Genomic DNA, 16,936 nt, shown 5'->3' with positions numbered 1-16,936 from the left:
TTGATTGCTGGTATTTATAATTATGAACTTTCTTTGAAGATAAATTAGCGCTCGCCTGAGACTTTCGCAAGAGGTCTGCTATTTCAATGTCGCGTGAGTACGCTGCACATTACTTAATCTCAATGAAGGCTGCCCAACTTATCTTATCAAAACTCAATAATACATGACTCAAACTCGGTGCTTAATTCTTCCTTAGTTATGGTTCCCCGTGCGACTCGCATGACTAAATCATATACTCCATCGTCCGTTAAATTCAGAGCGCAACCATTCAAACGCAAAAAGGTATCTTTCACTGCAAAAGCCGTTCGTTTATTGCCGTCAATAAACGGATGATTAATCGCTATGTGATAGAGATAGGCGGCAGCTTGTTCGCTAATTGTGGAATGCAAAAATTGACAGCAAAAAGTTGCTTGCGGTTGAGCCAAAGCCGACTCTAACAAGCCTTCGTCTCTGACGCCGGGAGTGCCGCCAAATATCTCTATCTGTCTGGCGTGGATACTTAAAACCATACTTTTGCTGACAAAATTAGGAGTTGGCAAGGCGACGGTAAACCTCCTTTCTTTCGCGTTCTGAATCTAGATATGCCTGCCATGCTTTGGCTTCTAGTTTTTGTTGTTCTTCTTCAGTCTTTAAGGAACGAACAAATTCAAGCACTTTCAGCAGCAAGGGTTCTGGTACTTGGTCGAGTTCTTGAAGAAGTTGGTCTTTTGCGGTCATGTTTCTTTCCTCCTAATGATCGTACAACTATTTTACAACCTCGCTTGTGCCCATTCAACGATCGCCTCAGTCAGCCCATCCAAGGTATATTCCTTAGCTTCCACATCTAACTTACCCAATAAATTTTGGCAGCTTTTGGAAGTTTCCGGGCCGATGGATGCAATGCAAACGTTTTCCAACCAATCCTTAGACAAGGACAATTTTGGGCTTTGTTGTATGAGACTGCAAAAGTTATGCACGGTTTTTGAACTGGCAAAAGTTATGATATTTACCGCTTGATTTTGGAGTGCGGATAGGGCGATCGGCTCGATAGTTTCGGGACAGCAAGATTGGTAAGCTGGCACTTCTATTACTTGCGATCCTTTGGCGGTAAATTCTTTTACTAAAACTTCTCTGCCGCCGCTTTCTACTCTCGGAAATAGGATTTTGCAGTTTTGCAAGTTATCGGGGAAGTTCTCGACTAGGGAATCGGCGATGAAGTTGGGGGGAATAAAGTCGGGTTGTAAAGAGTGCGATCGCAAACTTTCTGCTGTTTTTTTCCCGACAACTGCTATTTTAATACCAAACAAACTCCGCGCGTCTTTGCCTTTTGCTTGTAATCGTTGAAAAAAGCAGTCTACAGCGTTGTGGGAAGTGAGAATTAACCAGTGAAAGCTTGACAATTGTGCGATCGCACTGTCTAATGGTTCCCAAGTGGACGGCGGTCGAATTACCAAGGCGGGCATTTCGATAACGCGGGCTCCTTGTTGCTGGAGTCGATCGCTAAATTCAGCAGACTGAGAAACCGATCGCGTGACTAAAATGGTTTTTCCTGCTAGCGGCAATTGGCTGTTATTAGTGGTGAGTGGTGTATCGATCATATTTGTGCTTTCTGGCTGGATTAAATATTCGCGCAATCTGACTACTTCCCCAATTACGGTCACGCAAGGCGATAGAGATTGACCTGCTGTTTGCTGTACAATGTTGGAGAGAGTGCCGAGCCAAATTTGCTGTTCGGGGCGGCCACAATCTCGGATAATGGCGATCGGAGTTTCGGGCGATCGTCCGTGCTTTTGCAATTGCCAGATGATCTCGCTTAAATTGCGCCCTCCCATCAATATTACCAAAGTTTCTATCTGCACTAATGCTTCCCATTCTAGAGCATCCGGTTCATGGGCGCTCATCACTGCGAAACAGCGGCTCATCACCGGATCTGTGAGGGGAATTCCTGCTAGTAAAGGTGCGGCTAATGCGGAGGATATTCCGGGTATTACTTCAAACTCGCAGCCCGCTGTGATTAATGCTTGAATTTCGGAACTAGAACGACCAAAAATAAACGGATCGCCACTTTTTAGCCGCACCACTTGTTGGCCTAACTTGCAATGTTCTACCAGCAAACGGTTAATTTCTTGCTGCTGGGTGGAAGGTTTGCCGCCACGTTTGCCGACTTCTATTTTCCGACAAGTTGCTGGGATTAATTCGAGTTGTGGGATGTCGATTAGAGCGTCGTAGATTAAGACTTCGGCTTGGGATAGCAGTTTGTGCGATCGCACTGTCATCAAGTGACAATCTCCGGGCCCCGCACCGACTAGATAAACTTTCCCTTTTTGGTGTTTCACAATTCCTCCTCGATAGTATAGTTTTATGAATATTGCTAGCCTATAGTAAGACGGGCCGAGGCGCACCCTACACTATAGTAAGACCCGCCGAGGCGCACCCTACGGTATACTCAGCAGTTTATTGTATAAGAAAAGCTATTTATGCAGATTATCATCATCACAGCCGCCGATGCAAATTACTTTGAATTGGTGCGAGGCACTATTTTATCGGTGCGGGAAAAACCCGAGGGCGAAAATGTGGCGATCGGCTTTTTCGATCTCGGCTGCACTCCCGAACAATTGCAGTGGTTAAAAACACAAGTTAATATCATTCAAAAGCCCGATTGGGACTTTGACTTTCCTGGCAGAAATGAATCTCCCGAACATTTAAAAGGGCTATTAGTTAGACCTTGTTTGCGAAAATACTTTCCCAATTTTGATATATACCTCTGGATTGATGCGGATGCTTGGGTTCAAGACTGGAGAACAATTAATTTGTTGGTTGAAGGAGCATCGCGCCGGGGACTGGCAATTGTTCCCGAAGTTCACAGGGCGAGCTTGCAGCAGTACGGACAACTTCCTCAATTTTGGCAGTGGGTTTATCAACAATATGAAGCTAACTTTGGTGAAGAAATTGCTCGAAAATTCTACAGCTATCCGATATTAAATGCCGGAGTTTTCGCACTCAGAAAAAATGCTTTGCACTGGGAAATATGGGCGGAAAAACTCAATCAAGGATTGCAAAAGTCCGGCTGTGTCATGACAGATCAATTTGCCCTCAACCTCGCTGTTTACAGTGGCGAATTGTTCAATCTCACTGAAATGCTCCCAGCTTGGTGCAATTGGATATTTAACGGTTTTCCGGTTTGGGACAAGCAGCGAGGCTGTTTTGTGGAGCCGTACTTGCCGCAGGAGGCGATCGGCATTTTGCATTTAGCTGGCCGCCAGCAGTTTGACCGAGTACAATTGATGGCAACTGACGGCGGTATACTGGAAATTAGCGTCCGTTACCAACCTAAAAAACAGGAAGCAATACAAATATTTCAAGAACCAAAAATGACTTATCAACAACCTGAAATTAGCAAAAATAATTTATTGCATCCAGGGGATTATGTCTCCCCAGGGTTCCAAATAATTATACCTGACTCCTATTTCCCCAATATGATTATTGCCGATCCAAATGCGAGTAACTGGCCTTATTTGCGCCGGGAAATTTCGCATAATTGGTATGCAGACAAGCGCTATCCATTCATCGGGTTTTTGAATCGCGACGAAGCGCACATCCTTTACAATACAGCCCTGCAATTCAAAGGTAAAAAAGCATTAGAAATAGGTTGCTGGCTGGGTTGGTCTGCCTGTCACTTAGCCTTCGCAGGAGTTGAGTTAGATGTCGTAGATCCGCTGTTAGAAAGAGAAGATATCAGACAAAGTGTAATCGATTCAATTCAAGGTGCTCTAAATGCGTCGGGCGTTCAAACATCAGTCGAGCTAATACCAGGCTATAGCCCCCAAAGAGTAGAAGAATTTTCCGCTCAATTCAACCGCAAATGGTCGTTAATTTTTATTGACGGAGAACACGGAGGTGATGGGCCGTTAAATGATGCCATTGCGTGTGAAAAATTGGCGGAGGAAGATGCAATAATTTTATTTCACGATTTAACCGCTCCAGATGTTGGTAAAGGTTTAGATTATTTGAAGCAAAGGGGATGGCAAACAGTAGTATATCAAACAATGCAAATTATGGGGGCTGCTTGGCGGGGCAATGTCGAGCCAGTAAAACATCAACCCGACCCCAATATTTCCTGGCAGTTGCCAGCACATTTGCACGGTTACAATATTAGCAGTTTAGAGACAATTAATTCTCAAACAGCCAGCCAAACCAATCAAAACCAACAGTCATCTTATACAAGAGATTTTTACCAATTAATCGGAGAAGGAACTCGCACTTCTGCTAGAGAAATTATTCCCCTGCTGTTAGACTTGCTGCAACCGATTTTACCTAAAAGTGTAGTGGATGTGGGCTGCGGTACGGGAAGTTGGTTAGCTGTGTTTCACAAGTTGGGAATTGCTGATTGTTTGGGAATAGATGGCGATTATGTCGATCGCACTATTTTACAAATTCCTTTAAATCAGTTCCAATCCGCCGATTTAAAGCAACCGCTACAAATAAACCGAAAGTTTGACTTAGCAATTTCTCTGGAAGTTGCCGAACATTTGCCGGCTACCTGTGCCGAAAACTTTGTTAATTCTCTCACTCAACTAGCACCGGTGATTCTGTTTTCTGCTGCGATACCATTTCAAGGAGGCGTCGAACACGTTAACGAACAGTGGCCACAATATTGGGTTTATTACTTTCAGAAAAACGGTTATGCAGTTATTGACTGCTTGAGAAAAAAAATATGGAACAATAACAAAGTAGAGCCTTGGTACGCTCAGAATATCTTGATTTTTGTTAAACAAGAATACTTGTCTGGATATCCGAGGTTAGTAAATGAATATCAAAATACCGATCTGAATCAATTAGCCATTGTCCATCCCAAAATTTATTTTTACAGCTTACAATCTGCTAGAAATTCGGCACAGAATTTACAATCAGAAAGTGTCAAACAAGTTTCAGCATCGCCACAATTGGCATATCGACCTTTGGTCTCTGTGATTATTCCCTGCTACAATCAATCTCATTTTTTGCGGGAAGCAGTAACTAGCGTGATTAACCAAACTTACAAAAATTGGGAAATTATTATTGTCAACGACGGCAGCTTAGATACTACCAGCACAGTTGCCAAAAATTTAATAGTAGCAAATTCCCAATATCAAATTAGGCTTGTAGAACAAAAAAATCAAGGGCTTTCAAGTGCTAGAAATGCTGGCCTAGCAGCAGCAAACGGTGAATACATTATGCCTTTAGATGCCGATGATATCCTAGCTGAAAACGGCTTGACTGACCTTTTAGAAATATGTTTAAAATCAAATGTACCTTGCGTAGCCTTTGGTTCTTATCAAATGTTTGGCACGGAAAATCGTATAGTACCAAGTTACGAGTTGTATTCGCCCGAAAATATCAAGAAATCTAACATGATTCACCCGTCTTCACTTTATCACAAATCTATTTTGGATTTGGTCAGCGGGTACAAAGTTGGGATGAAGGAAGGTTACGAAGATTGGGAGTTTTGGGTGAACTGCCACAAGCACAATATTCCCTTTTTGGGAACGAGAGAAGTCGTTGTCAATTATCGGCGTTCCCAGGGTTCTATGTTGGCAAAAGCTCAGCAATATCATCAAAAGTTGGTAGCACAAATTGTTTGTTACAACCGGGAACTTTACGATATGGAAAGTGTGAATAGTGCTGAAAAGCTATTGGGACAAATCGCAAGTTAATCTGGATTCTTTATTCTGTAGTCCGCAAAAACAAACTTTGTTTGTGTAGTAGCGACTTATGTTCGCCGGAAAAAGAGGATTCTTAAAGCGAATTTGATATGACATCCAAAAAACGCTTAACTTGTTTTTCCCAAGTCCAATCGATCATAAAATTAGCCGCAGCTAAACCGATCCGTTTTGCTTCTTCGCGATTAGTATAAACTTGTTCCAAAGCCTCGACAACTTCTGCAACCTCAGACTCTCCCCAACCTTCTACACCGGAAAAAGGAGCAGTAAGTTTAACTCGTCCTTGACTCCATAAAGGATAGCAAATGTTGCTGTAAATTAAGTCTAAATGACCAGTATTTGCTGATAAAATAGTCGGAATTCCGCAGGCCATACTTTCCATCGCGACTAAATTAGTGCCACCTTCGCAGCGGTTAGTGAAAACAGCACAGTCGGCTTCTCGCATAATTTGTCCGGCGAGGTGATTGGGAATTAAGCCGATGTCGATAAAAGAGTCAACCGGCAAACCATTAGCCACTAACCATTGGGAAATTCCTAAACTTCCGTCCCGGTTGATATTGGGAAGTCCGGCAACGTTTCCGGTTTGCTCGATTCCTAGCATATACTGAGGCCAGAAGTTATGCCATGTTGTTAGTAACAAAGCCTCTGGATGTTTGGCGCGAAATCGTTTGAAAGCGGCAATTACAATATCTTGACCTTTGCGATATTCCAGTTTGCCGCCGGAGAAAATGACGAAGCGATCGCCAAATAGATTAGATTTGGGTGCAGGATGGAAAATTGTTGGGTCAATTCCTTGATGTACCATCGCCACATTAGTCAAGCCGCAGCTTCTCAAAACATCCGCATTCCAGTTGGAACCGGCGACAATCACGCTATATTTTTTGGCTGTTTCTAGTGCTTCTGCTGTGATTCGTGTGTCTTCAAAAAATATGACTCCTATTTGACAAGCGCTGGTAATTTGATTGTCAACTCCAGAGGATGCTAAATTATTCCCCAAAGCGTAAAGTACGGGAAAATTACAACTGATTTGTTTGTCGGAATTGGCTGCTACTAATTTCTGAAAAGTTTTGTGCTTTTCAATTACAGGTAACAACAGCGATTTATGCAGCGGATTCATTGATTCTGAGGTGATTGATGGCGGTGCTAAAAGTGCAACTTCCCAGGCTGGATTTTGCCGCAGTTGTAGTGTTAAATTCATGGCGTAAATTCCCCAGCCGCTGGTGATGCTGATCGGCCAACTGATGCCCATGCCGGTAATTTGTGGGGGAGTTTCTGGGGGTTGGATTTGAGGCGGAGTTTCTGGGGGTTGGATTTGAGGCGGAGCCTCTGAATATGCGTTACCAGGCAGAGCCTGGTAACGAGAGAGAGGAGGGGAAATTAGCTGTTCTAAGGCTGCTTTTATACGATCGCAAACTCCCTCCCAATCACCGGCTTTTTGCTGCCTAAACAACCGCACAGTGGGATACCAAGGGCTATCTTCGCGTTCCAGCATCCAGCGCCAATCGGGCACGAAAGACAGCAAAATCCAGACTGGTTTGCCCAAAGCACCAGCCAAATGCGCCACAGAAGTATCTACGCAAATTACTAAATCGAGTTGCGAAATAATTGTTGCTGTGTCGGCAAAATCGACGCAATGTTCGCTCAAATCTTCAATTTGGTGTTGATTTAATAAAGTGCGTGAAGCGCAGCTATCCTGTAGGGAATCACCCGCTGACAAATCTTTCTGAAGACTGTAAAAACTCACTCCCGGAACATCTACAAATTTCAAAAAATCGCTCAATTTACACGATCGCCGATGATTGTTGCGGTGCAGCGGGCCGCCCGCCCACACAATACCTACTTTTAGTTTATTGTTCGCCTCTAGGAAAAATTTAAAATCCTGTGGCGGAGCTAAATAAGGAATATTCGCCGGTATATTTTCCAAAGTCGTTCTCAGAATTCGCGGCAAACTTAGCAGCGGGGCTTGCACTTGAAAATCTATCAAGTCGCTAGGCTTGACTCCTACTCGATCTACTCCTGCAATTCCTTCAAATAAACGCTTCAGCAAGACATGACAAGCAACAATAACTTTGCCACCTTTTTGCTTAACTAACTGCGCGTAGCGGATAAACTGTATCGTATCGCCAAAACCTTGTTCAGGGTGCAATAAAATTGTTTTTCCCTGCAAATCCGAGCCGTCCCAAAGTGGTTTCTCAAAAGAGCGCGGATCCAATTGTTGAGTTTGCCAGCGCGATTCGTACTCCGCAAAACCACGCTCAAAATTTCCAGTTAAGAGCAAAGCTAAGGCTAGTCTCAAGCGCCAATTTGGCGAGTTGGGACGTAGTTGAATTGCTTTATTGTAGAAGTCGATCGCCTCTGCGACTTGTCCCTGTTCTTCGAGGGCAGAACCCAAGTATAAGTTTGTTTCACTCAGGTTGGGATTGGTTTCTAGCGCTTGTTTGTAATGCGAAATTGCCTCGGTTATTTGCCCGTTTTCCTGTTTGAGATAACCTAAACAACTGTGGGCTTCTGCGTGGCTGGGTGAGGCAGCCATTACTTGTTCATAACGAGCGGCAGCTTCTGCTTTTTTACCTTGTTTTTCTAAGGCATTTGCTATGTGAAATTGGATCTGTGCGGGCGATAAGGAAAATCGAGGCTGAGCCTCGGTATCTTCGTTACCAGGCACAGCCTGGGAACGAGTAGAGATTAGGTGTTTTAAGGCTGTTTTTACGCGATCGCAAACTCCCACCCAATCGCCCGGTGTTTGCTGCCGAAACAGTCGCGCAGTCGGATACCAAGGGCTATCTTCGCGTTCCAACATCCACCGCCAATCCGGCATAAAACATAGCAAAATCCATACCGGTTTACCCAAAGCACCGGCTAAGTGCGCGATAGCAGTATCCACGCAAATTACTAAATCTAGTTGCGATATCACCGCCGCAGTATCGGCAAAATCGTTCAAATTGTCGCTCAAATCTATCACGGGAATTTGAGTTAACAAAGTACGATCGCCCGCTGACATTTCTTTCTGAAGACTGTAAAAAGTTACACCGGGAATATCTAACAATTGCAGGAAATAGCTTAAATCGCTCGATCGCTGAAAATCCTTCAAATGTTCCACACTTCCCGCCCACGCAATCCCAACTTTGAAATTGCGATCGGAATTTAGAGAAAATTGCCAATTCGGCGGCGCAGCTAAATAAGGAACATTTGCCGGTATATTTTCTAAATTTGTTCCGAGAATATACGGCAAACTCATCAGCGGTGCTTGCACTTGGAAATCGGGCAATTCATCCATCCGAACCGCCACTTGTCCGATGCCAGGAATCTGCTTAAATAAACGCTTCAGTTCTTGATAGCAAGAAATGATTACTTTGCCACCTTTTTGCTGGATAATTGCCGCGTATCGCACAAATTGAATCGCATCGCCCAAACCTTGTTCGGATCGGAGCAAAATAGTTTGCCCGTTCAAATCTGAACCGTCCCAAACTGGTTGGTCAAAATTCAACCGTGGTAATTTTTTCGCCTGCTCAGTTTGCCAGCGCCACTCGTATTCTGCTAAACCGCGTGGCAAGTCCCCAGTCAACAGCAATACTAAGCTTAAATTGAAGTGAGCTTTAACACAACTTGCATCAATTTCGAGAGCTTCCCTGTAACAAAATATTGCTCGATATACGTCTCCTAATTGTTCATTTGCACTCCCTAAATTAGTGATAGCTTCTAAATAATTCGGATTCAAAGATATTGCTCGTTCCAAACTAGAAATTGCCTGTTCTATTTTGCCCGCAGCCAAGCATAACGTTCCCAGGTGATAGTACCCTTTAGGATTGTTCGGTTCTGCTTCAATTGCACGCTCGTAAAGGCGTTCAGCCTCGGCTAGCTGAGATTGTGTTTGCATCGCCACACCCAAATTTACCAGCGCTGGCACGTAATTGGAATTGACAGAAAGTGCTTGATGAAAACACGCGATCGCAGTCGGCAACTCGCCCTGCTGCTGGAGTATCGCGCCGAGATTGTTGAGAGCTTTGACGTAAACCGGATTCAGGGCGATCGCCTTTTGAAAGCAAGATACAGCATCGGGTATATTGCCTTGATCTTGCAGCAAAATACCCAAGTTATTGTGAGATTGAGCGCAGTTAGGGTCGATTTCGATCGCGCGCTGATAATAGGTGGCAGCTTCGGCTAAATTGCCTGTTTGGTGCAGCGTCACTGCCAAATTAGTGGTGGCTTCTATCGAATTAGACTGCAAAACCAAAGCATTTTTAAAATAAGCGATCGCCTCGGCAAATTTTCCTTGCGACTTGAGAATATTTGCCTGATTGAACTGTTTTTGATATAATTGAATATTGGTCTGAGTTTCTATTGGCGGTCGAGATTCTTGATGCTGACAAATTCTTTCTCTCAACGCCAAAGCAGCCCGATCTAAAACTCCTTCCCAATCCCCCGCTGTTGACTGACGAAACAGCCGCGCCGTCGGATACCAAGGACTATCTTCGCGTTGCAACATCCACCGCCAATCCGGCACAAAACACAGCAAAATCCACACTGGTTTGCCCAAAGCACCAGCCAAGTGTGCCACACAAGTATCTACAGAAATCACTAAATCCAGAGCCGATATTACAGCCGCAGTATAGGCCATGTCTTGCAAATTAGAGCTTAAATCTGTTACGGGCATTTGCTCTAACAAAGCGCTATCGTCTGCTGTCATTTCCTTTTGCAAGCTGTAAAATTCTGCTCCCGGAATATCTAACAGTTGGGACAACAAATTTAGCGGTAACGATCGCACTTTATTTTGGGAATGTTGAGAATTTCCCGACCACACAATCCCTATTTTCAAATTAGCAGTTTGGCGAATAGTACATTCCAAACCGGGCGGCGAAGCTAAATAAGGAACATTCGCCGGTATACTTTCTAAAGTTGTTCCCAAAAGGTGCGGCAAACTCATTAGATGCGCGCGAACTTGAAAATCTCGCGCATCCTCTGGATTAACTATTAACTCATCGATTCCCGCAACTTGTGCAAACAAGCGGTGCAAGTGCGGCAAACACCAAACAATTACCCTACCGCCTTTCTGCTTGACTAAATCTGCGTAGCGGATAAACTGAATTGCATCGCCTAAACCCTGTTCCGGGCAAAGCAAAATAGTTTTTCCTTGCAAATCTTTGCCGTCCCAAATCGGCTGTTGAAAACTGTAGTCCGGGTACTCTTTTTGTGGAAGCCGCAGTCGCCATTCGTACTCGGAAAAACCGCGCTGAAAATCTCCCGCCAGCAGCAAAGCTAAACCTAAATTTAGGTGAGATTCGGGGCTAGCGACATTGAATTTAACTGCTTGGCTGTAGTAGGTGAGAGCATCCGCAAATTGTCCGCGATTGTGCAAAGCACTTGCCAAACTGTAGAGGGGATTGATATAACCGGGTTTGAGTTCGATCGCCCGACGGTAACAATCGATCGCCTCTGCCATTTTTCCCGCTTCCTCAAAAGCTTTGCCGAGATTGTTCAAAGCTTGTGGAAAGTCGGGTTTCAGGCTCAAAGCTTGCTGATAGCAGGCGATCGCATCTTCAATTTTGCCCTGTTTGTGCAGGACAATTCCCAGATTGCAGTGAGCCTGTGCACTGGCTGGCAATTTCTGAATCGCCTGCTGGCAAAAAGCTAGAGCCTCATCTAACTTATCTTGGTTTGACAGCCAACTCCCCAAAGCGAGATCAGTTTCTGCCAAAGCCGGTTGCAGCGCCAGAGCTCGCTCGTAGTATGCGATCGCACGGTCAATTTGGCCCTGTCGGATCGAGGCGTAAGCTAAATGCTGCAGGGCGTCCACATAATTTGGCTCGATCGCGATCGCCCGTTCGTAATTCGCGATCGCCCGTTCGTAATTCGCGCCCGCTTCCTCCCCTTGTTGCTCCAAAGCAATTCCCAAATTCAAATAAGCCACCGCGCAATTAGGATTGACTTGAATCGCTTGCTCATAGCAGCTTATAGCCTCCGCCACATCCCCTTGCTCTTCCCGCAACAGGCCCAAATTAATCAGCGCTTCCGCGCAATTCGGGTTCAAAGACAGCGCCCGCTCGTATTCTGCGATCGCCTCTCCAGTCTCCCCTGCTTCCGCGAGCGCGCTGCCCAAATTGCTCGCAGTTTCCGCCAAATTCCCGTCGATTGCTAAGGCTTGTCGGTAGTGCGCGATCGCCTCTGTTAGCTGGCCGCTGTGCTGTTTGACAACGCCTAAATTGCTGTGCGCCGCTGCGTAATTAGGATTGATCGCGATCGCCCGCTCATAACATTTGATCGCACCGCCAAAATCGGCTTGCTGCTGCAAATCCACGCCCAACCGAAACTCTGCATCCGCCGAATCCGATGGCACAAATGCAGCCGCAACCGCGCCTAGAGCTTCCGCCACCCGATGGAAAACGTCCTCCCAGTCGCCCCGCTGATGCTGGCGAAACAGTCGCGCCGTCGGATACCAAGGACTATCTTCACGCTCCAACAGCCACCGCCAATCCGGCGAAAACGCCAGCAAAATCCACACTGGTTTGCCCAAAGCGCCCGCCAAATGGGCGACAGCGGTATCGACACTAATGACTAAATCCAGTTTGGCGATCGCAGCCGCAGTATCGGCCAAATCGCCAAAATGCGGGCTCAAATCTACGATCGACGTTTGATTCAACAGCGCGCGATCGGCCTCGGAAACCTCTTTCTGCAAGCTGTAAAAACTTACTCCCGAAACCTCCAAAAGCGGCAGAAACTGACTCAAACTGCACGAACGCTGCTTGTTTTTGCGGTGTTTTGGATTCCCCGCCCAGACAATGCCAACTTTCAAAGTGCGATCGGGCAACAGTCCAAATTCAGCACCTGCTGGCGGAGATAAATAAGCAGTATTTGCCGGTATTGTTTCCAGATTTGTACCGAGAATATACGGCAAACTCAACATCGGCACTTGCAAGTCAAATTCCGGCAACGGCTCGCCTTTAACTATTAGCAAATCAATGCCGTCAACCGTGGCAAACAAACGGTGCAATTGCGGGTAACAGCCAACAATGACCCTACCGCCTTTATTTTTGACGATCGCAGCATAGCGAATAAACTGAAGCGAATCGCCTAAACCTTGTTCGGCGTGCAGCAAAATAGTCTTTCCCTGCAAATCCGAACCATCCCATAGCGGCCGGTATTCTCTCGCCGAAACAGTATTATCCGGCCCCGTCAAAAAACAGGAATGACCAGTATGAAATTCTTTTATTTGCCAGCGCCACTCGTATTCAGCGAGACCATTTTCCAAATCTCCCACCAACAGCAAAGCCAAGGATAAATTCAGGTGAGCGCTAGCGTGATTTGGACTTAAATGAATCGCTCGTCTGTAGCAGGATATCGCATCTTCTACCGCGCCTTTTTCCAGAAACGTCCTGCCTAAATTGTTGATAGCTTCCACAAAATCCGGCAGCAATTCTAGAGCTTTGTGATAATACTCCAGCGCATCTTCTAAATTGCCCTGTTCTTGCAAAACAGTTGCCAGATTGTTATAAGCTTCCCAGCTATGCGGATTAATTTCCAGCGCTCGCCGGTACAACTCGATCGCCCTGAAAAGTTCGCCTTTTTCTTGCTGCGCCACAGCTAAATTAATCAGTGCGGGTACGAAATCCGGTTCAGCGACAAGAGCTTGCTCATAATGTGCGATCGCCTCTTCCACTTTACCTTGTTCCTCAAAAATCTTTGCCAAGTTGTAAGCTGTTTGAGGAATATTTGGATCGATGGCTAAAGCTTCTCGGTAATGCGACATAGCTGCGTCCAATTCGCCCTTTTCTTGCTTGAGAAAACCAAAATTAATCCGCGCTTGGACGCAATTTGGATCAAGAGATATTATCTGTTCGTAAAGGGCGATTGCCTCTTCCCTATCGCCTGTTTCCATTAAATGCTCTGCTTGCCGCAATAAATCCTCTAAAACAACCAAGTTCTCCCCGCCGTTTCCGATCGCAACAGATGTCTCAATTCCCTGCGATTGCTTATCTGCGGAGCCTTCTGCCAACTCTTCGCTCGCAATCAAAAATATTTTTTCACTCTCTTGAACTACGCTTGTATCTGCCTTTTTGAGGGTCACAGAATCGATGAAAGCCGTATGATTAGCAGTCATTGCGAGTGAAACGAAGTCAAGCGAGTCTTTGGCATAATCCTCGGAATAACTAACAGTATTGGCGCTCGCAAAAGAACTCAAAGCCGCCTGTACATCCTCAAACAATTCTTGCCAAATTTCCGGCTGATCTTGGCGAAAAAGCCTCGCAGTTGGATACCAAGGATTATCTTCACGATCCAGCAGCCAACGCCAGTCAGGAGCAAAAGAAAGCAGCACCCAAACCGGTTTTCCTAAAGCACCGGCTAAGTGCGCCACAGCCGTATCGACAGTAATGACTAAATCCAGTTGAGATATAGCCGAAGCGGTATCAGCAAAGTCGTTCAAATGCGGAGTTAAATCCGGCACTAAGTGTTGATGCAACAAAGTGCGATCGCTCTCGGACAAGTTTTTTTGTAAACTATAAAAAGCAATTCCCGGAACATCCAAAAATCGAATAAAATCGCTCAAACTGCAAGAACGCTGATTGTCTTTCCGACGCTTCGGACTCCCAGCCCAAACAATCCCTACCTTCAATTTGGCATCAGAAGAAAGCGCAAATTTGCACTCAGCAGGCGGAGCTAAATAAGGAACATTTGCCGGTATTGTTTCCAGAGTTGTCCCGACAATTCGCGGCAAACTCATCAGAGGTGCGTGAACATCAAATTCTGGCAAACCTTCCAAACTAACTGATAAATATTCAATACCAGCAACTGTCGCAAACAACCGCATCAGTTCTGGATAGCAAGCCACCATAACTTTAGCGCCTCTGCTGCGAAGAATCGGCGCGTAGCGAATAAACTGAATAGAATCGCCAAAGCCTTGCTCGACGTGGAGTAAAATAGTTTTACCCTGCAAATCCGAACCATCCCAAACTGGCTGTTTAAATTGCCTCGGTTGTAGTTGCGGAGTGCGCCACCGCCACTCATATTCAACAAAACCGCGCTGAAAATCTCCGAACAATAGCAAAGTCAAACCTAATTCCAGGTGTGCGATGGCGTTGTCGGGCTGCAATTCCAAGGCTCGACTGTGACAAGAAAAAGCCTCTTGAAACTCTCCTAAATCGACCAAAGCGTGTCCGACATTGTTAATAGCCTCCACGAAATCTGGCTTTAAGTTTAATGCTTGTCGGTAGTGGGATATTGCTGCTTTTGCATTGCCTTGTTCGTGGTAAAATGCTCCTACATTGTTGTGAGCTTCGGGATTGTTGGGGTCGAGTTTTACCGCTTGCTGGTAGCAGTTGAAAGCTTCGGCTAATTTACCTTGCTGCTGGAAAACTGTTCCCAATTCCATCAGGGAATATGTCAAATTTGGATTAATTTTTAAAGCGTGTAGGTAACAGGCAATTGCCTCGCTTAATTGATTTTTTTGTTTAAATAAATGTCCTAAGTTGTGCGCTGTTTCGTGCAGGTTGGGGTCAATTCGCAGCGCTGTTTGGTAATATAAAATTGCTGAGTCTATGTCAGCGAGTTGCTGTTTGATCCAGCCCAAATTATTGTAGGCGAGTGCGGAATTTGGCTGGATTTTGATGACTTGTTCGTAACTGGCGATCGCCCTTTGATACTCGCCTACATCCAGTAAAAGATTAGCCTTATTTAAATGTGCTTCTACAAAATCGCGGTTTTGGGCGATCGCCTTTTCGTAAAAGTCGATCGCCTCTGCAATCTTTCCCTGCTGTCTCGCCGCTATTCCCAACAAACACAGCACGTTTGCTGATTCCGGCTGCACTTCTATTATTTGCCGATACAAATTCTCAGCTTCTAACAAACGTCCCGCTTGGTGATGTTCCCAAGCTAATTTCAAAGAGTCTTCGGCACCCAGTTTGCAGGCAGATTTCCGCGATTTTTTTTGAGAAGCCATAGTTGTCTTGGTTGTTTGGGAGTTCGCTAACTTGTAATTGCCAATTTGTTCTAATTTGTTAACTCTTCCTTCCTTCTTCCTTCTTCCCCCTTCCTTCTTCCTCCTTCTCCCTTCCTTCTTCCTTCCTCCTTCCTTCTTCCTTCGGACTGATATCCGTTACATCCCGTACATTGCTCGTTGCCGAACTGCCTTCTTCCTTAAATCCGTTACATCCGTTACAAAATCCGTTGCCGAACTTCTTCCTTCTACCCCAACAAACAAGCTGCGGGAAAAATCAGATATTCTAAGAAAAACAACTTCCAGATAAATTGATAAAATGCAGCAATTTCTATTTGATCGTCCAAATCAACTTTGACGCTCCAAAACCACATCAAACCCAAAGCCGCCAAATGAGAAACTGCCAGAAACACTAAATTAACATTAGGCAATACGATCGCTCCCGCCAAAGTCGCGCCCAAATAACAAACCGTCAACACCCAGCGAGATAAATTAAAGACGGCCGGCTTGCCCAGCTCAATCGTAAACGTAGTAATATTATATTGCTTGTCCCCTTCCATGTCGGGGATATCTTTAAAAATGGCGATCGCAAACGTAAACACCACAACAAAAACCGTCAGCACCCAAACTTCGGCAGGAATCCCAAAAGACACACTCTCCAAATTCCAGCCAGAAAGAATGCTTTTCGCCCTTCCCAAACCCAACACCCAATTAAAGTGCAAAAATAACCCTAAATTTACGATCGCGCCCCGCACCGTAAAAATGCACAGCGCCGCCCAAAAAGGAAACCGTTTCAGCCGAATTGGGGGCAGAGAATAAGCAGTCCCCATCGCCAAACTAACGCCAACAGTAGCAAGCAAAAACGGGCCTTGTAAAACAGCAGTTAAAATTGCTATAATGCCCGTGGCAATTACAATTAATTCCCCGGTTTTCCGAGAAAACACTCCCGAGGCGATCGGCAAATACGGCTTATTAATTTTATCAATTTCAACATCTTCTAACTGGTTCAATCCCACAATATAAATATTGCCGCAAATGCAAGCCAACCAGGCAAAAGCTAGGGGCCCAAATACAGGATTCACAAACAGCCGCGCGCTTTGGGCGATCGCGTACAAAGCCAATACACTCAAGCTAGTGCCCACAATTGTGTGCGGCCGAGAAAACTCCCAAAATGCCCTCACCCAGCTTTGCGGAGCCGAGGCATTTTTATCAATCCAAGACTTGCCAATCGAATCATTGCCCATAAATCTCACACCCGCACCAAACAAATAATATTCTGTAGGGTGTGCAATGCACACCTTACTCATCAACTCAAGACTCAAAACTTCTC

General features: G+C 45.3%; 6 protein-coding genes. 1 reads left to right on the top strand and 5 read right to left on the bottom strand.

Translation table 11 applies throughout. The features are described 5' to 3' along the window. Window positions 1-146: 146 nt before the first annotated feature. From QUB44_RS13650 to cobA, 3 genes are read right to left on the bottom strand one after another with little or no spacing between them, the layout of a single operon-like run. Window positions 147-509 (bottom strand): type II toxin-antitoxin system death-on-curing family toxin, encoded by a 363-nt coding sequence (locus QUB44_RS13650; RefSeq protein ID WP_333162903.1) that lies wholly within the window; start codon window positions 507-509, stop codon window positions 147-149. Window positions 510-525: 16 nt separating this feature from the next. After that, on the bottom strand, window positions 526-717 hold the full coding sequence (locus QUB44_RS13645; RefSeq protein ID WP_015177921.1) for a hypothetical protein: 192 nt from the start codon (window positions 715-717) through the stop codon (window positions 526-528). Window positions 718-749: 32 nt separating this feature from the next. Next, entirely contained in the window at window positions 750-2,315 is a 1,566-nt protein-coding gene (gene cobA, locus QUB44_RS13640) for a uroporphyrinogen-III C-methyltransferase (protein ID WP_333368071.1), read from the bottom strand. Window positions 2,316-2,456: 141 nt separating this feature from the next. Here cobA and QUB44_RS13635 point away from each other — a divergent pair, with 141 nt between their 5' ends. Continuing rightward, window positions 2,457-5,672: a glycosyltransferase gene (locus QUB44_RS13635; RefSeq protein ID WP_333368068.1), complete on the top strand. Its 3,216-nt coding sequence runs from the start codon at window positions 2,457-2,459 to the stop codon at window positions 5,670-5,672. 82 nt (window positions 5,673-5,754) lie between these two features. On the opposite strand, the gene QUB44_RS13630 is transcribed toward QUB44_RS13635, so the two are convergent. Then, complete coding sequence (locus QUB44_RS13630; protein WP_333368065.1) at window positions 5,755-15,609, bottom strand: tetratricopeptide repeat protein; 9,855 nt, start codon at window positions 15,607-15,609, stop codon at window positions 5,755-5,757. A 245-nt stretch (window positions 15,610-15,854) separates the two neighbouring features. Then, on the bottom strand, window positions 15,855-16,913 hold the full coding sequence (locus QUB44_RS13625) for a homogentisate phytyltransferase (protein ID WP_333368062.1): 1,059 nt from the start codon (window positions 16,911-16,913) through the stop codon (window positions 15,855-15,857). Window positions 16,914-16,936 lie beyond the last annotated feature (23 nt).

The organism is Microcoleus sp. AT3-D2 (genome assembly GCF_036705715.1).
Lineage (GTDB): Bacteria > Cyanobacteriota > Cyanobacteriia > Cyanobacteriales > Microcoleaceae > Microcoleus.
This window is presented reverse-complemented; position numbering and strand designations above follow the sequence as displayed.